The sequence below is a fragment of the Mesorhizobium sp. USDA 4775 genome, assembly GCF_054062655.1.
Genome location: NZ_JBSSFM010000002.1, coordinates 327,795 through 344,691 on the forward strand (window position 1 = coordinate 327,795; position 16,897 = coordinate 344,691).

Sequence of the window (16,897 nt, forward strand, 5' to 3'; positions counted from 1 at the left end):
TCCCAATGTCGATAGGCCGCCCGTGACGCCGCCGGACACGGCACGTCTGAGGCTCTCGGAATTTGCGGCCGCGGTCGGACTGCCGGCATCACTGCGCTACAGCCGTGTCGCTGCGCAGCGCTGGGTCTTGGAGCCCTTTACCGGCTGGTGCCGCCGTCCCGTCGACGTATTCGCGCTCACGGGGCGGCTGCATCTGGCTAACGGCCGGTTCATGCCGGTGGGATGGAGTGGCACGGGCGATGGACTGGCGCGCCTGCAAGCCGGCGCCCTGCGGCAGCGTCTCGTGCAGGTCGCGCGCGACGCCGGAATGGCCCAACCCACCGTGTCCTGCGATGGCCCGGCCGTTCTGGCTTCCCAGCCCGCAGCCTTGATTGCGCACGAGGCGATCGGACATTTCGCGGAGGGTGCTGCAGACCCGACAATCGATCTGCGTCACCGGCTCGGCTGCCGGCTGGGGGCGGATGATCTCGAGGTGCTGGATGATCCGACTTGTGGCGCTGCCGCGCGCTACGATGTCGATGACGACGGGATCATCGCAACGGGAGCCACCCGGATTCTGCAGGACGGGGTGCTTGTGCGCCAGCTGCATGGTCGCGCATCGGCAGCAGCGGCGGGCGAATTGCCAACCGCGAACGCGCGCTCTTCACAGATCACACTGCCACCGATTCCCCGCATGTCCAATCTGATCGTATCGCCCGGCACCAACTCGTTCGAGGAACTCGTCGACGGAGTTGGCAGCGGCGTCATTATTCATCACCTGTCGCACGGTTTTTCGCGCGGGCTCCATGTCGAGGCACGGATCATGCTCGGCGAAGTTGTCGCGGCAGGGCGCGCCACTGGCCGCTTCTTCACCGGTGGTCGGGTGGAGGAGCGCGTCGATGTACTCACCCGCTGTCTGGCGCGTGCCCGTGAGAGCGAACTCAACCCCAACGCCCTGTGCGGCAAGCATGGCCAAATTCTCTACGATGTCGGCACCTTGGCGCCGGCGATGCGGCTGTCGCGATTGAGGATTGTCGCATGAATCGGATCGATCGCAGCGTGGTGTTTGCGCGCACGTCGGACGGCTTGGCGACGAGCCATTTCAGCCATCGCCTCGTCATCGACGGAGCCGCTGCCGACGTTCGGTCCTGCAGCATCGATCCGCGCGATTGCGACGGGCCGGCGCGGACGGCGTGGGCGCGGTGGCAAAGTCGAGTACCGGTCAGCCGGAGCCGGGCGGTCACCGCCGAGTGCGGAATCGTGCGGGAGGGTCGACAGACACGGACCTACACAGTTGTTCATCTCGATGGCGCGATCCTGGAGATCGACGAGATAGACTTCGACCACCCCAAGACGACCGACGAACTGGAATGGTCGCAACGACCGCAACACGCAGCCATGGTGCTCGGGCCGTCCGCGGTTCTTGCGCTGGTGGACTTCGCCATTGATGGTGTGCTGGCCCCGCGCGGGCCGGCCGGTGCCGGCGCCCTCGCACCTTTGAGTATCATCGACACATCGACTTCGCCTTATCCGCCGCAGCACCGGGAGGACGGCATGACGCGACCGCTTTGTACCGCCAATTCCGGCGTGGCCGACGATGCCACCTTCTTGCTGCTCCAGCGAAGTGAACGTTGGCAACGTCCGCTCAACGCGCTGTACAATGTCAACCGCCGCAACTTAGCGCTCTACCATCCAGCCACAGTCGATAATCCGCCGGTCGCCTTAGTGATCGACACGCTGGTCGCCGAGGGGGAGCCGACCACTGCCGCGTCGAATTGGATCGGCAGATGGCACCTGCGCTCGCCCACGGGGGGGGGCTGGGGCAGTGGGCCGTTGTCGATCCGATGGGACGTGTCGCAATTGCTCGAAGCCACCCTCGGCGCAGTGTCGCCGCCGCTTCCCGCATGCGTGCGCGACCCGATCGAAGGCGACATATTCGGGCTGGCTCCGTCGTTGCTCGTTGGCCGGCTGCCGCAGGGATCCAAGCTTGATAAGGTGCCAGGATGACGATGCATGCGATCGACCTCGCACCGCACTGCAATGCCTGTGCGGCCACGTTCGACAGCGAGAGGTCAGCCGGCTGTGTCAACATCTGGGGTAACAGCTTCCCGGCTGAGGATGTGCCCTTCGGTCGCCCCATCATCGTCGGCGGCGTGACCTACCAGCTGGTCGCGAAGCAGCCCGGCACCCCCGACCATGTCGAAGCGCTTGGACAGCGGATTGATATCGGTGTGGTTGCAGTTGGGCGTGCGCTCGGTGTGCTGGGATTTGGCGAACTCGGACCACAGACCTTGATGTTGCGGTTGACGGACCGCTTCGGCGCGGTCGTCGGCGTTCGCGCGCAGCTCCCGAACTGGCTCTTGCCTCGGGAGGCTCCCGCCAGCACTGCGACTTGGCGCGCCAGCCACCTACACTATGTTGGCGACTACGAACTTGACCATCTATGTCCGGCGATGTTCAGCGCGAGGGTCCCTCTGCCAGCCCCGTTCTCGCCGGTGACGCTGACAATTCAACCGAACCCGCTTGCCCATGTGATGGCGGTGACCATGTTGCAGAATGGGGGCGGCTATGTCTGATTCGATTAGGCCGATCCTAGTGCCGAGTCCCTTGGCAAATCTGCAGACGATTCTTGATGCCTTCCTTGGGATTCCGAGTGGGTTCATGCTGGCGAGCGTCTGGTCGTTCAACCGCTTTGATCCCGATGCAGCGTCAATAGCCGAGTTCGACGTGCCGGGCGGCTGGCACTTGCTCGGCGCACGCATCGCCGCATATGCGGGGCTGGAGCTCGTGGCCGCGGTGTCCGATCCAACCGACCTCGCTTACCTGCGTCTCGAGCTTGGACAGCCGGTCGTGCTCGCGGTGGATAGTCACGAACTGCCGTATCGTCCGGCCTATGGCAAGGTGCACAGTGCAAGGACCATTCTCGCCACGCGGATCGACCGGTCCGCTGGAACGGTCGATGTGCTCGATCCTTGGCCGCCGACCTACACTGGGTCCGTTCCAATCTCGATGCTAGATCGCGCCCGACAATCAGATGTGCCCGAGGACCGTGTCCGCGAGCCGCTCTATGCCGGAGTCGAGCTGAAGCGCCGCTGGTGGACCCTCGCGCTCGTGGCGGATGCCAAGTCCAAGACGGTCGACGGAGCCATGACGGCGGTCGCAGAGCTTGCCCATGAAGCCGAAACAACAGCAAGCGCCGACGCCATCGAGCGGTTTCAGGTTATCGTGGAGGAGGCGATGGCAAATTGGGACGGCGCGCGGCAGGTTCGTCGCGCGGCTGCACTGCACCTTCGGGCAGAGATCGGGCTTCGCGCCTATCTGTTGGCGCTGTTGCGTCGGACCGCGCAGCTACTCGGTGATACGCTCTTCGCCGCCGAGCTCGATCGCTGGGCGCCGCATCTCGACGCGCTCGGTTTTGCCCGCGACGTACTGATCAAATCGCTCGGCCTTAATCGGAGCGAATACGCCGAGATCGTCGCCAGTGCGCTGTGCGAAGCGAGCGGCCGCGAGCGGCGGTTCGTGCAATTCCTGCGCGCGTTCTGCGCCCTCGAACACGCGGACGAATTGACAAAGGGGCAGGCGTGATGGTGAACCACATCGTCTGGATTATCTTCGACAGCGCGCGCTATGACTGCTTCGAGGCCGCGCATACGCCAGCCATCGACCGTATCGGCCCGGCACAAAAGCGCTACAGCTATGCAAGCTGGACCGCGCCCAGCCATCATACTTTCCTGATGGGGCTGCCGCCCCATGCCAACGAGCCGGGTGTGCTGTCGTCCGACGCGCAGCGCCGAGATCTATCGCTCTGGCAGGCCCGTATCGGTGGCAACAGGGAAGACGCGATCACATTCGCAGATTTCGCACCGACGTTGTCGTTGCCGCTGTTCCTAAGGAGCCTCGGCTACCGGACCGAGGCCTATGTGTCGATGCCAGTGCTGAATCCGAAGACGCTTATCGCTCCCCATTTTGACATATTCGAGCTGATGCCGGTGCACAACGACCTTCGCGCCATCATCGGCCGGCTGAACTTTGACGGAGGCCCGCACTTCATGTTCATCAACGCTGGCGAAACACATTATCCCTATTCCTTGCCTGGAGAAAATGCCGGTGACCTGCCCCACATTCCCGGTGTGCACGGGCTATGGCGTGGCATGGACGAGTTCGTGAGAGAACCGCAGGCATCGAGCGGCGAGGGCGCGGCGGATCGTTTCGACGTCGATCGTCTGCGGCCGCTCTGGAACAAGCAGGTACAGTGCATCGAGTATCTGGACGGTGTGATCGGTGAGCTGATCGAGATTGCGCCACCGGATACTTGGTTCATGGTGACGTCCGATCACGGCGAGCTGTTTGGCGAGGGCGGTTATTTTGGCCACGGCCCGGTCATGCATGAAAAGGTATTCGAGGTCTTCTTCGTCGAGGGCCGCAATCCCCGTCGTGGCGGTGGCCAAATTGGTCGCGACGAACTGGAAGCCACAGTGCTTGGTAGGCTCAAGCAGCTTGGTTATCTCTGATGTCCTGCATTCCAACAGCCTCAAGGATTTGCGCTGTGTCGGTAACGGGCACCGAAATAACCATAATGTCGTTGCTGAAGAAATGGGGGCTGATCGAGAGCCTTTTCGGACCGCAGGTCGCGAGCGGAGGTTGCTGGCGCATGTATTGGGGCGTTGAGAAGGGCGGACGCAGCTTGCATGCACTGCGTGGGCCGCAGGCGCGGCGACAGTTTCATGCGCTGGTCGCCCGTGGTCGGATCCACGACCTGCTTGCATTTGCGAAGTGGACACCGGTCGGATGGGCTTGCGTCGGCCCCTCCGAGGACTTTCTGCGGTTGAGGCGCGTTCGCGCCTTGGTGCGTGAGCGACCCCAGGGCACCTGGTCCATCGTATGGTTCTCCATCCAGATGAAATGGCGCGCCTTGGGAGTCGGATCGCGGCCACGCGAAGCGGGCCGCGATTTTGCCTTCGCGCAGGGCGCGAACTGCGTGGAAGGCTATCTGGCCAGTCCCCGCCAGACGTTACCCGGCGCTTCGTCTGCACCCGGGTACCTGCGATGTTAGCGGCGGCAGGCTTTGGAAGCTCCGGGCGGCTCTCGGACAGTGACCTGAACGAGCAGCTAGGTTGATCGAATCAGCGCTTTGCAGGGAATATGGTGACGGACATGCCGGTTGCCCTCGTAACTCCTCTCGACGATCCCTTCGGTCTGTTCGAGCCAGCCATCTTCGATGATCCATATCCAATATACCACATGCTGCGGCATGCGGATCCGATCCACTGGTGTGCACCGATCCAGTCGTGGTTGCTGACCCGCTACGATGACGCAAATTCGGTGCTCTCTGATCGCCGCTTCGCCAGCGGTGCACGCCGCGCAGCGGCCACTAACCAAATGCCGCTGGAATTGCGGCAGCGCATGATGCCGATCGACGACTTCATTTCCCAGTGGTTGATGAATATGGATCCGCCGCAGCACCTTCGGCGGCGTGTGCCGCTCAACAAGCTCTTTTCCAAGCCAGTGGTCGACCGCATCGCTGCCGAGATACAGCGGGTTGCAGATCAACTGATCGATCGCATGCTCCGAGCGGGCGGCGGCGACTTCATTGAGGACTTTGCCCAACCATTTCCTGTTGCGGTGATCGCCGCGATGGTCGGGATTCCGCCTCAGGATCACGCGAGACTTTTCACCTGGTTCAGCCGGATGACGGCCTATTTCGAGTTGGGAGCTGCACGGCCGGAGATCCTCGATGGAATGACAGCCACCATTGCGGAAATGAGTGACTATTTTGATGCGTTATTGGACCTGCGGCGTCGCATTCCTGAGGATGACGTGCTCACTCGTCTGCTTGCGCTTGAAGAGCCTCCGTTCGGCCGGGAGTGGACACGCGCAACCCTCGCGCTGCTATTGTTCGCCGGCCACGAATCGACGCGAGCCACGATCGGGAATGGGATGCTCGCGCTGCTCGCACGACCTGATACGATGGAGCGTTTACGCAAAGATCCGTGTCTGCTGGACCGCGCGATCGAGGAAATGTTGCGTTTCGATGGCCCGTTCATGCGGCTCGACCGCGTCGCCTCGGCCGACGTCGACATGCGTGGACAGCGGATTACTTCCGGCGATCGCGTAGTCCTGATCCTCGGCGCTGCAAACCGCGATCCGGCACGCTTTCCCCAGCCTGACGTCTTCGACATCGACCGCGCCGATATCGATCATCTTGCCTTCGGTCACGGCGAGCATTTCTGTCTCGGCGCCCGGCTCGCCCGCATGGAATTGGCGACCGGGTTCGAGGCGCTGCTGCGACAGCTGCCGCAGCCGCGTCTCAGCGGTGACGTCGTCTGGCGGCGTCACTTCAATCATCGCGGCCTCCGTAGGATGCCGCTGGGCGTTGGTGCGCGGATATGAAATCGAACGCATTTCGATCATTAATGTAGTTGGTTATGCCTGCGTGACTTGACGCCGGATAGATTGCGGGCGTGCCCATGCCAGCATGCGGTTGAGAACGATGCAACCGATGGCAACCTCGGTCTGTTGAGCCGGAAGAGAGCGTGCTCGCAGGCCGGAGTGTCGAACACGCGGCAAGCTGGCTGCGAAAGAACCCTTCAATCGAAATCGTAAGCCGTGACCGTTGTGGCCTCTACGCGCAGGCGGTCCGAGAGGGTGCTCCACATGCGATCTGCGGCTGGCGATCGAGGAGCAGATGAACCTGTCGGGGCGCCAAAACGGCAGGTCCATTCTGTCCGAAAAAGAAAACCTCCTTGCCGCAGCGCATCGGCGTCATGCGCGCTTGGAGCATCGACAATCCCGAGACGAAGTGTTCGCAAGGATCCACGCCCTGCGCAACGAAGGGCTATCCTTCTGTGAGATCGAGCGTCAAACCGGCTTCAAGCGGCGTACCGTCGCAAAATGGCTCGAGACGCTGCGTATTCCGACGAAGCCGGCCATCGATTCCGATTTGAAGCCGGCCAGTCATTCCGATTTCATTCCGGCCGGTGTTCCGATTTGAAGCCGGCCATTTTTCGGACTGATCCTGGGTCTCGTTGATGTTTGGATTGGGTTTCGTTTCAGGTCAAGCGTGCGCTGTTTCGGACGCTCTCGGCGAGCGCTGTTTTCGCATGCTTTCACCGGTGAGATCGATGCGATAGGCGTTGTGAACGAGGCGGTCCAGGATGGCATCGGCCAGGGTTGGGTTTGCAATGATCTCGTACCAGCGATCCAGGGGCAGCTGACTGGTGACGATTGTCGATCGGCGTTCGTAGCGGTCTTCAATGATCTCAAGCACATCACGCCGCTGGTCATCATTGAGTTTTTCCGGTCCCCAGTCATCGAGAATGAGAAGGTCGGTTTTGGCGAGTTGCTTGAGGATCCGGCCATAACGTCCGTCGCCTCTCGCGAGGGCAAGCGTTGCAAACAGCCGGGGAACGCGGTGATAGGCGACGGAGAAATCCTCTCGGCAAGCTTTGTGGCCAAGCGCACAGGCCAGCCAGCTCTTGCCGACGCCGGCCGGCCCGGTGATGAGAAGACTGTGATGCTTTCTGATCCAGTCGCAGCCGGCGAGCGCCATGAACAGATTGCGATCAAGACCGCGTGCGGCACGAAAGTCGGCATTCTCGATCTGTGCGTCATGGCGAAGTTTTGCAGCTCTGGCGCGGGCTTCGAAACGCTTCTGGCGGCGCATGGTAGCCTCGCGCTCGAGCAGCATGGCAAGCCATTCGCCATGCTCGAGGCCGCGTGCTTCGGATTGTGCGTCGAGTTCCTGGAAGGCAGTGGCCATGCCATGAAGGCCGAGTTCGCGCAGCATGTTGATGGTCGGATGGATGAGCATTGGTATGTCTCCTCAATGGAAGTAATCAGGGCCACGCAGATTGGCGTGATCGACGATGGCGGTCGGTTCGGTGGAATGCCTTGCGGCCTTGTGATTGGCGATGAGCGAGGCGATGCTCTTGCAGTTCAGCCCACCGATCTCGACAGCGCGGGCTGAGACGGCTTCGGCGCGATCGCGTGTGACATCGCGAAACAGGCGAAGGACACCCAGGCATGTTCGAAAGCCTTGTTCAGGATGTGGGCGGCTGGCGAGGATTGCGACAACCAAGCCTTCCGTCTCGGGCCCGACGGATGCGGCCCAGCGACGGAAACGATCCGGCGTCCACTCGGCATATCGCCGGTGGGAGCTGGGCATATGATCCGGATCCGTCCCATGACGAGGGCCGCCATAGCGGCGCTGATGGACGGCAATGCGCTTGCCGCGGTGGAAGATCTCGATGGTGCGTGCCGTTGCCCTCAGATCGACTTGCTGACGAATGAGGTTGTGCGGTACGGAATAGAAGAAGGTCTTGAACTCGACGTGGTAATCCGTCGAGACGCGGGCCAAACGCCACTCGGCGAATTCGTAGTCTTCGCTCGGAAGGCTTGCCAGCGCAGCACGCTCGACGCTCTCAAACAGTTGCCGGCGACTGACGCCCAGCCGACGCATGACGTGATCATTGATGCGATTGAGTGCCTGGCGAATTGCGGCATTGGCCTCGGCCAGCGAGAAGAAGGTCTGGTTGCGCAGCCGCCCCAGAATGCATGACTGGGCGAAACGCACGCCGTTCTCGACTTTCGATTTGTCCTTCGGCCGTCGCGGCCGTGCCGGAAGAACGCCGACGCCATAATGGGATGCCATCATGCCGTAGCTGCGATTGATCTCGGGATCGTAGAAGCTGGCGCGGCTGACGCCCGACTTCAGATTGTCGGGGACGATCAGGCGGGGAACGCCATCAAAGAAACGAAACATCCTGACGTGTGAACCAATCCAATCCGGCAGTGTCTGGGTCCAGGTCGCTTCGGCATAGGTCAAGCTGGACGCACCCAGCACTGCCACGAAGATCTCCGCCTCACGGATCTCGCCGGTGTCTCGATCAACGATCGGGATCTTCTTGCCGGAATAGTCGACGAAGACCTTGTCGCCGGCGGCGTGTTCCTGGCGCATCGTCGGCGAAAGCCGCTGTTCGAAGCTGCGAAAGAGCTCGCAGAACCGGCTGTAGCCATATCCGTCGGGATGACTTCCTCGATACTCCTCCCACAAGATGAGGAGCGTGACGCCCGGCTTCTTGAGCTCGACGGCAAGATGGGCCCAGTTCGGCTCTGTGCGCCGCCGCGTGCCCTGCTTGACGCCATTGCGAGCGAAGAGTTTGTTCTCAAGCGCGTCATCGGTCAGCTCGCCTGGCAGGGGCCAGCTCAACCCGATTGCCGCTGCGCGCCGCAGATTATCCTGCACCGTACTGCGTGCTATTCCCAGCACGACCGCAATCTCGCGGGAGCTGGTCCCGCTTCCGGCAAGCCGAAGCATTTGTCTCAACTGTCTCATGGTCAGCCTTCTCTTTGCCGGCATCAAAATGTCCTCGTTCATCGCGAGGTAATTGATGCCAAAGTTGCTGACCCAGGAGGTAATCTTCAGTGCCGAAAACCGGCCGGTCTTTGGTTGGAATGGTGGCCGGCTTCATACCGGAATGGTGGCCGGTGTTTGATCGGAATGGCGGCCGGCTTCACGTCGGAATCCGCAGAGACGCCGCCGGACCGGCGTCGTGGGCCCTTGAACCCAACATCGCCGTGGTATTTCGAGAAGTTCTTGGCTCAATGCTGGAAAGACGGAAATCGCTGCGGCCGGCACCTGTTCCATGATGTCAGGTTGCGAGGGTACACCGGCAGCCGCTCCCATCTGGAGCGGCTGCTTGGAGCCTGGCGCCGGGCCGACAATCGGACAGCCAGTGTTCCAGCAACAGAGGCCTTCAGCCTGGCTCCCATAAAAGATCCGGATACTGGTCATGCTATTTCGCCGGTCGTGGCGGCGGCACTCTGCATCAAGCCCCGAGGGCAACTGACCGATCAGCAGGCACGTAAGGTCGACGCGTTGAAGGGATCATTGGCGCGCAGTCTGGCAATGCGCTTCAACGGTATCTTGCGCGGGCGCCAGCCCGAACCCCTTGAGGCGTGGATAGACGACGCGAGACCGGTAATTTCTCTGGGGTCGAATACGGATTGTTAGGTCCCGTAGTCCATCAGCGTCGCTTTGTTCGGAGGGAAAGCGATGGCGGTAGAATGGACGATCACGATCGAGGGCAGGAACGAGTTCGGTGACGTTTGCCGGAAGGCGGTCCGTATCGACAAGAGCCGGGAACATCTGTTTGACGGCGACCTCGGTCTGTCGATCGAGGACGGCAAGACCATCATGACCGCGCTGCAGAGCGCGGTCGTGAACCACGAGGCGGAGACGTATTCCCTTTTTCGTCGGGTCTGCCCGGATTGCCACAGGTTTCGGCCGGTCAAGGACTACACGACGCGACGGATCCGGACTGTCTTTGGCATCGTGGAGGTGCGCAATCCTCGCTGGATGCTGTGTATCTGGAGCAACTCTTGGAGAGGGAGAAGGCTTCGCAAGGAGACACCGAGTTCTCCATCGCCCGGGACTGTCAGGAATTCCGTGTGCGGGCGGGCTGTTGAACATTATGCAGCCATTGCCCTGATGAAGCGCTCGCCGAAGATGACAGCGAATTGGGCCTTGGCCATGGTCCACTCACGTGGCGGCATTTTCCACTCTTTCTCGGATCGGTTCAAGATCAGATAGAGCAGCTTGGTCGCCGCGTCGTCGCTGGGGAAATGGCCCCTGGCCCTGACAGCCCGTCGAAGTTTCGAGTTCAACGCCTCTATTGAGTTCGTCGTGTAAATGATCCGGCGGACGTCGTCAGGGAACGCGAAGAATGGAATGACCTCGGCCCAGGCGCGCCGCCAGCTCTGGCCGATGGCGGGATAGCGCAGGCCCCAGGGGCCGGCCTCGAACGCCGCCAGCGCCTTTTCGGCGGCATCGGCATCGACGGCGCGGTAGATTTCCTTGAGTGCGCCGGCGAGGCTCTTGCGATCTTTCCAGGACACGAAGTCCATCGAGTTGCGCAGCAGATGGACTATGCACGTCTGGACGATCGCCTCCGGGAACACAGCGGTGATCGCGTCCGGGAAGCCTTTCAGGCCATCGACGACGGCCAGAAGGATATCCTCCGTGCCGCGGTTCTTGAGCTCGTTCATCACCCGCAGCCAGAACTTGGCGCCTTCATTCTGCTCGAGCCACAGGCCCAGCACCTCCTTTGCACCATCGGCGCGCACGCCCAGTGCGATGTGGATGGCCTTGTTGCGGACCATCCCTTCATCGCGGATCTTGACCCGGATCGCATCGAAGAAGACCAGCGGGTAAATCGGATCGAGCGGCCTTTGCTGCCAGGTGGCGACTTCGTCGAGCACGGCGTCCGTCACCGTTGAGATCAGGTCCGCAGACACATCGATGCCGTACAGATCGCGCAGGTGCCCGGTGATCTCCCGGGTGCTCATGCCACGCGCGTACATCGACACGATCTTGTCATCAAAGCCGGGAAAACGGCGCTGGTACTTGGCGATCAGTTGCGGATCGAAACTCGACTGGCGGTCACGCGGAACATCGATCTCCAGCTTGCCGGTCTCGGTCGTCACCGTCTTGCGGCCATAACCGTTGCGCGTGTTGCCAGCGTCTTCGCCGCTCGCCAGATGATGGTCCATCTCCGCGTTCAGCGCGCGCTCGGTCAGAGCCTTCTTGAGCGTATCCAGCAGGCCGCCCTGTTCGAAGGCAGCACTGGCTGCCCCGCCTGCCAGAAGCTGGTCGAGAAGATCATTCGGTATCGCAGGTTCTTTGCGTCGGGTCATAGTGGGAATCCTTTTTACCCATTATGCCCGCCCGCACACGGAATTCCTGACAGTCCCCATCGCCCGACTTCAAAGCCTCGGCGTGCAGCTCCTGACCTATATCCGTTCGAACCGTGGCGCGATCGTCAACTATGGCAAGCGCTACCAAGCCGGCCTTCGCGTCGCAACGACTCTTGCTGAATCGGCGGTGAATTCACTTGTCGGCAAGCGAATGGTCAAGAAACAGCAGATGCGGTGGTCGCTCCACGGTGCTCACATGCTCATGCAGGTCAGGACGGCAGATCTCAACGGCGAGCTTCGCAATCGATTGCGGGCACCGTTCCGACAGCCAGGGCCGAACGTGCCACCACTATTCAAGCCCAAACCGCCTCTCCTGTTCCCGGCTTCTATGCCGTGTTCAGGCAGAAATTCCACTTATAACCCCTGTCCAAATTTCCCGATCCAGCTCTGGTCAACACTGGCTCGCACTCAGCCGCGCAACTCACAGCAGAGGAAGATCTGTTCCTCCGGCAGCAAGTCGGCCGCCGCAGGGGCGTAGGCGGAAGACGTCTCCTGCACGATTGTGAACCCTGCCGCTTCGACCGCCGTACGCAACTCCTCTCGCAGATAGCCTGAGACCCGGATAGTATTTCCTAGGAATGGGACCGGGAAATCGTCCACATCCGCCTCCACCATCGAGAGGGCGAACAAGCCCCCAGGAGCAAGCAGATGACGGACCGTCGTTAGCGCGAGGGGAATCTCCACTCGTGGAAGCATCAGCAGCGAGAAGAATGCCGCAACGGCCTGGAACCGGCCGAGGTCCCTCGGCCCGCCGGGTCGCAAGTCAGCAAGGTCCAGTTGATGGAACGTCGCGCCCTGAACATGCTCGCGGGCGAGTTTCACCATCACGGCAGACAGATCGACACCCACGACCTCCAAACCGGCGTCGAGCAATTGACGTGCGGTTGGGACGCCGGTCCCGCAGCCAAGATCCAGAACCCGTGAACCCGTCGGCAAGGACTTGATCAGCCATTCGCCCGCCAGGACTTGGCCTTCCTTGTGCGGAAAGGCCTCCTCATAGCGATTGCCGATGGCGTCGAAGGCTATTGCCTGACCGTCGCGGTGGAGCCGAAGTGTCTCGTATGTCGCGGTGACGACTGTATGTTTGCCAGGGCTGTTCACGGAAGTATCCTGCTGGTCGGGGAGTTGTGCATTAGCCAAGCAAATGGCGTACCAATCCAGGAGGCTCTGTCGCAAACCTTTCGGTAAGCGGACTATGACATGGAACGCCCCTCAGCTTTGGAGGAGTACGTGATGTTCAAGGGCCGCCATTTCGACCAGTCGGTGATCCTGCTGTGCGTACGGTGGTACTTGGCCTACAAGCTCAGCCTCCGCGATCTGGAAGAGATGATGGCCGAGCGCGGCTTGAACGTCGATCATTCCACCGTGCATCGCTGGGTCGTGCACTTCTCGCCGCAGCTGCTGGAGCGCTTCAACCGGCGCAAGCGCACCGTCACCGGGAAGTGGCACATGGACGAGACCTACATCAAGGTGCACGGCAAGTGGATGTATCTCTACCGCGCCATCGACAGCGTCGGCGACACGGTCGAGTTCTTCTTCAGCGAAAACCGTGACCTGCCGGCAGCCAAACGCTTCTTCCGCAAGGCCTTTGAGCGCCATGGCCGGCCGGATCGCATCGTCATCGACGGCAGCCAGACAAATCACGAGGCGATCCTTTCCTGCGATGCTGAAAGCCGTTTGCGCGATCGATCGCGGCGATCGCTGAAGCCGATCCGCACCCGCCAAAGCCAGTACCTCAACAATCGCATTGAGCAGGATCATCGACGGATCAAGTGCCGCATCAGCTCCATGCTCGGCTTCAAGGCGAAGGCGACCGCCGAAATTATCCTGTCTGGCATCGAGATGATCCACATGATGCGCAAACGGCAGGCGAGGTATGCCTACAATCCCAGCCCCTCAATCGCCGAGCAGTTCGCCATCCTCACGGCATAGAACGCCGACCCGGATTCCTGCCATCCTTTGTCCCGTTTCGATCTTTGCGACAGAACCATCTAAACTGCCAAAGTAGTGCAAGTCTCTCAGAAACTGAAGTGCCTTCATGCCTGCACCAGCTTACCGAATAGTTTGCGACAGAACCGCTGCAAATCGCCATGCTTGGCGGCTATCTCGCTCGCGACCATGATCCGCCTCCCGGCAATATGGTCATGCCGCGCCGATCGCGGGTGACGGCGCAGGAAAAGGCGAACTCATGTCGCGATGACCCTTGTCTGGCTGGTGGCGATGATCGGCGGCCCGCCAGGGACTTGCTCAGCCGAGAGGCATAGAGCGGCAAGCGGATTGATCAGGATGGGCTGACCATTGGCCAGGACCCGCTTAGCCCCCGCGATCCAGCGTGTGGTCACGCAGGGCTGCGGTTTGCCGCTTGGCAGCGTGAAGACGCAGCCGGCCACCAGGCCCTGATCAGTCAAGACCGCCACGCGCATGCCCGAGACGGACACGCGCGGCGAGGCAGCAACTATGTTGAGGGTACCGCCATGCGGGCAGGTTGCGATGGTTCCAGTGTGAAGGACGGTACCAGGCATCACGTCACCACAAGGGCGCCGTTGTTGATGATGACCGAAGGACCTGACATCTGGATCGAGGCTCCCTGGCCATTCAGCAGAGTGATGCCGGCTTCGCTAATTTCGATGGCCTGAGGGCCGGTTGCGCCCAGCACTGAAAGTCGAATCTTGTCAGTTGTCACCTCTATACTGCTACCAAACGACGACCCGGCTGTGGCTGACGTCAGGAGGTACTTCTTCTTGACTTCGATGGCATAATTATTCCCGACCTCTACTATGTGGTCCTTCTGCGCTTTAAGAAAGACCTCCTCACTGCCTTGCCTGTCCTCGAATCGCAACTCATTGTAATCACCAATTGTGCCTCGATCGGTGTGCGTTCGGAAGGTGGAGCGGCTCTTGTTGGCCGGTAGGTTTTCAGGAGGCAGGTTGGACCCGTTGTAAACGACCCCGGTTACTAAGGGACGGTCAGGGTCGCCGTGGACGAAGTCCACTACGACCTCTTGGCCGATCCTTGGGATTAGGAGGCAGCCGAAGCCCTTGCCGGCCCAGTTCTGTGCGACCCTGACCCAGCAGGAGCTATTCTCGTCCTTGTTGCCCTCCCGGTCCCAAAAGAACTGGACCTTGATGCGGCCGTACTGATCCGTAGTGATTGTCTCGCCTCTCGGGCCGACAACGACTGCCGTCTGCGGCCCCTTGATAACCGGCACCGGTGTGTGGCGCACCGGGCGGTACTGAGTGCTCGCAGGGATGATTTCGAGCGTACTGTGATAGAGAAAGCTCTCAGCGCTCTGGTCTGCAATGACCGTTCCCGTTGTACGGTCTCCAACTTCCCCCAAAACCGTGAATTCGGTCGCGATCGCCAGAAAGCGCTGTGTAGCCGTTGGGCGAGCACTCACATCCCCGTAGTGAAACGGGTTTGAAGCCTTGAAGACTAATCCTGTTTCGATATGGCGAGCTGTAGTTTCAATACGCGCCCGATAGGCGTTACAAGCGAGTTCTTCTGCGCGAATCGTAGCGTAGAAATCACCATCCCTTTTTGCCTTATAGCCTCCGGGATAGATGAATGTCTCCTGTGTGGCTGAGCAAACGTTCGCGGTCGACGATTCCAATGACATGACGGGCGCGCCAGAAACGTGAGCAGCGGCACCCATTCCGCTCTTGGCGGGTGGAATGCCGCCGATCCGCACAGAAGGCGCGCGCGCGACAGCGGTAAGCTCCGCCATTGGCTTCTCATTGTCATAGTCCTTGAGAACGACCTTGTTCGACCGCAGTGACACGACTTCGTTCCAGTGCAAGATAACGTCATCTCGATGGAGATTTCGGGTGGCCCTGAGGTTGTGGTGGGTCTCCACAGCCTCCGGCTTGCATGTATCGTGGCTCGAAAGATTGTCAACGAGCACCAGATCATGTCGGTTCTCCCCATGTTCAAAATAATAGTATAGGCCGTCCTGCTCCATTAAGCGGCTGACGAAGGCCAAATCAGTCTCGTCGTACTGCACGCAAAACGTACGCTTTGGAACGCCATCTATTGTTCGATTCTTGATATTGCCCTTGTGCTCCCGAAATATTTCCATGATGACCTCAATGCTGGTTTTATTCTGAAAGATTCGGCTGTTGATCCGATAATCGAGCAGGGAAAGCCAAGGCCGCAACTCCGCCACGTAGTTGAGGTGCTCCGTGTCGTCCAGGCCGAGATACTCGAATCGAGTGATGACGCCGTTGAAGAAACGCGTTCCGGCGTCCTTCAGCTTAAGGCCGACCGTCAAAAATTGTCCGGGAACGTCGGCGAAATTCTGAACCGGATTGGGTGTGGCGATCTTCACCTCATAGTGAAAGGGCTCCCCCAGCCGTTCGGTTCCTCTTAAGCGTCGAAGAATGATGTCGTTCGGCTGGAGTGCGGCCGACGTAACTGCTGCAAACCGATTGTGCTTCAGGAGAGTTTCTATTGTGGGCTGAACCATAGGAGATTTCCGCGCTTGAGTTGCAAGAGAGCTGTAGTACCTTGACTTGGCTCTAGAGACGCGGCCGGAGCGCTTCCAAGGAAAACACTCGAGGGCGCAATGCCGAGCATCTATTGTGCCTCCGATTAGGCGCCATCCGCCGCTGCCGCTTGGCTGAGTCTACTTGGTGATCCGAATGGGGCCCAACTTGCTCCATTCCGGCAGCGTCTTGATACCCTCATCGAGAAGGGGCGATCTCGGGTCAGAAACGGGCATGCCGACTGACGGTACGTTGGGTGTGCATGGCGTCCCGTCCGGCAACTGAGCAGCGGGAATATACCGCTCCGACGACGCAACTGCGGACGCTATGCTCAGGATCTCGGCGCCTGGATGCCGCTTCTGGCGGGGGGATCTTGCGGCGCATATTCGTGACGCCCCCCTGCTCATCCGGCTCTGGCACATCGGCGGGCTGGAGGTTCTTACTTTGCGTCAGGGCCAGGTCGAAAGCGACGCGGTCCGCGAAGATGCCATGATCACCGCCGACACCGAGTAAAATCCACGGATTCGGCTGGGCATCGCCACTGAGCCGGTTTTTTAGCAATTCAAATAAATTATTATTGCGCAAGTTGCGGAACGCCGCCCCACTTTCGATCATCGTAGCATTGCACAGTACATGCAGTGCTCTGGTCACAGTCATACGATCCACTATGCCAACATCCTCAG

The 16,897-nt window shown here is 60.6% G+C and carries 14 protein-coding genes and 4 pseudogenes; 10 read left to right on the forward strand and 8 right to left on the reverse strand.

Annotated features, from left to right (window positions below):
• The first annotated feature begins 22 nt into the window (after window positions 1-22).
• The 6 genes from ACVILI_RS33485 (at window position 23) to ACVILI_RS33510 (ending at window position 6,369) form a co-directional block, all read left to right on the forward strand.
• Window positions 23-1,021, forward strand: a complete 999-nt coding sequence (locus ACVILI_RS33485; protein ID WP_167365337.1) for a metallopeptidase TldD-related protein — start codon at window positions 23-25, stop codon at window positions 1,019-1,021.
• A complete protein-coding gene (locus ACVILI_RS33490; protein ID WP_091586460.1) occupies window positions 1,018-1,986 on the forward strand; it encodes a hypothetical protein in 969 nt (322 codons plus the stop codon). Before ACVILI_RS33485 ends, ACVILI_RS33490 begins: the two co-directional genes overlap by 4 nt.
• The gene (locus ACVILI_RS33495) at window positions 1,983-2,555 is read left to right on the forward strand and encodes a hypothetical protein (protein WP_038655061.1); all 573 of its coding nucleotides are present in this window, start codon (window positions 1,983-1,985) and stop codon (window positions 2,553-2,555) included. The genes ACVILI_RS33490 and ACVILI_RS33495 overlap by 4 nt, the downstream gene beginning before the upstream one ends.
• Window positions 2,556-2,586: 31 nt before the next feature.
• Window positions 2,587-3,564: a cysteine peptidase family C39 domain-containing protein gene (locus ACVILI_RS33500; RefSeq protein ID WP_143019577.1), complete on the forward strand. Its 978-nt coding sequence runs from the start codon at window positions 2,587-2,589 to the stop codon at window positions 3,562-3,564.
• Window positions 3,564-4,490, forward strand: coding sequence for a sulfatase-like hydrolase/transferase (locus tag ACVILI_RS33505; RefSeq protein ID WP_208604710.1), 927 nt, complete (start codon window positions 3,564-3,566; stop codon window positions 4,488-4,490). Before ACVILI_RS33500 ends, ACVILI_RS33505 begins: the two co-directional genes overlap by 1 nt.
• A 643-nt stretch (window positions 4,491-5,133) precedes the next feature.
• Entirely contained in the window at window positions 5,134-6,369 is a 1,236-nt protein-coding gene (locus tag ACVILI_RS33510; RefSeq protein ID WP_167365335.1) for a cytochrome P450, read from the forward strand.
• A gap of 33 nt (window positions 6,370-6,402) precedes the next feature.
• On the opposite strand, the pseudogene ACVILI_RS33515 reads toward ACVILI_RS33510, so the two are convergent.
• Window positions 6,403-6,522, reverse strand: a pseudogene (locus ACVILI_RS33515) (IS5/IS1182 family transposase); the annotation flags it as partial.
• On the opposite strand from ACVILI_RS33515, the pseudogene ACVILI_RS33520 reads away from it, so the two are divergent.
• Window positions 6,513-6,880, forward strand: a pseudogene (locus tag ACVILI_RS33520) (ISL3 family transposase); the annotation flags it as partial. The pseudogenes ACVILI_RS33515 and ACVILI_RS33520 overlap by 10 nt on opposite strands.
• 153 nt (window positions 6,881-7,033) lie before the next feature.
• Here the strand turns inward: ACVILI_RS33520 and istB are convergent.
• Together istB and istA are read right to left on the reverse strand one after the other, a co-directional pair.
• Window positions 7,034-7,789 (reverse strand): IS21-like element helper ATPase IstB, encoded by a 756-nt coding sequence (istB, locus tag ACVILI_RS33525; RefSeq protein WP_038646815.1) that lies wholly within the window; start codon window positions 7,787-7,789, stop codon window positions 7,034-7,036.
• Between the two features lie 12 nt (window positions 7,790-7,801).
• The gene (gene istA / locus ACVILI_RS33530; protein ID WP_148307437.1) at window positions 7,802-9,313 is read right to left on the reverse strand and encodes an IS21 family transposase; all 1,512 of its coding nucleotides are present in this window, start codon (window positions 9,311-9,313) and stop codon (window positions 7,802-7,804) included.
• Between the two features lie 195 nt (window positions 9,314-9,508).
• Between istA and ACVILI_RS33535 the strand changes: the two are divergent.
• Window positions 9,509-9,952: pseudogene (locus ACVILI_RS33535) on the forward strand (ISL3 family transposase); the annotation flags it as partial.
• Window positions 9,953-10,449: 497 nt separating this feature from the next.
• Here ACVILI_RS33535 and ACVILI_RS33540 read toward each other — a convergent pair.
• Window positions 10,450-11,673 (reverse strand): IS256 family transposase, encoded by a 1,224-nt coding sequence (locus ACVILI_RS33540; protein ID WP_038649879.1) that lies wholly within the window; start codon window positions 11,671-11,673, stop codon window positions 10,450-10,452.
• A gap of 64 nt (window positions 11,674-11,737) precedes the next feature.
• On the opposite strand from ACVILI_RS33540, the pseudogene ACVILI_RS33545 reads away from it, so the two are divergent.
• A pseudogene (locus ACVILI_RS33545) lies at window positions 11,738-12,037 on the forward strand (ISKra4-like element ISMet1 family transposase); the annotation flags it as partial.
• Between the two features lie 104 nt (window positions 12,038-12,141).
• Here the strand turns inward: ACVILI_RS33545 and ACVILI_RS33550 are convergent.
• The gene (locus tag ACVILI_RS33550) at window positions 12,142-12,834 is read right to left on the reverse strand and encodes a class I SAM-dependent DNA methyltransferase (protein WP_038654478.1); all 693 of its coding nucleotides are present in this window, start codon (window positions 12,832-12,834) and stop codon (window positions 12,142-12,144) included.
• A gap of 132 nt (window positions 12,835-12,966) precedes the next feature.
• Here ACVILI_RS33550 and ACVILI_RS33555 point away from each other — a divergent pair, with 132 nt between their 5' ends.
• Complete coding sequence (locus ACVILI_RS33555) at window positions 12,967-13,665, forward strand: IS6 family transposase (protein ID WP_457102804.1); 699 nt, start codon at window positions 12,967-12,969, stop codon at window positions 13,663-13,665.
• A 254-nt stretch (window positions 13,666-13,919) separates the two neighbouring features.
• On the opposite strand, the gene ACVILI_RS33560 is transcribed toward ACVILI_RS33555, so the two are convergent.
• The 3 genes from ACVILI_RS33560 to ACVILI_RS33570 form a co-directional block, all read right to left on the reverse strand.
• Window positions 13,920-14,255, reverse strand: a complete 336-nt coding sequence (locus tag ACVILI_RS33560; RefSeq protein WP_038654601.1) for a hypothetical protein — start codon at window positions 14,253-14,255, stop codon at window positions 13,920-13,922.
• Window positions 14,255-16,195, reverse strand: coding sequence for a type VI secretion system Vgr family protein (locus tag ACVILI_RS33565; RefSeq protein WP_038654598.1), 1,941 nt, complete (start codon window positions 16,193-16,195; stop codon window positions 14,255-14,257). Before ACVILI_RS33565 ends, ACVILI_RS33560 begins: the two co-directional genes overlap by 1 nt.
• A gap of 241 nt (window positions 16,196-16,436) precedes the next feature.
• Entirely contained in the window at window positions 16,437-16,865 is a 429-nt protein-coding gene (locus ACVILI_RS33570) for a hypothetical protein (protein WP_457102798.1), read from the reverse strand.
• Window positions 16,866-16,897 lie beyond the last annotated feature (32 nt).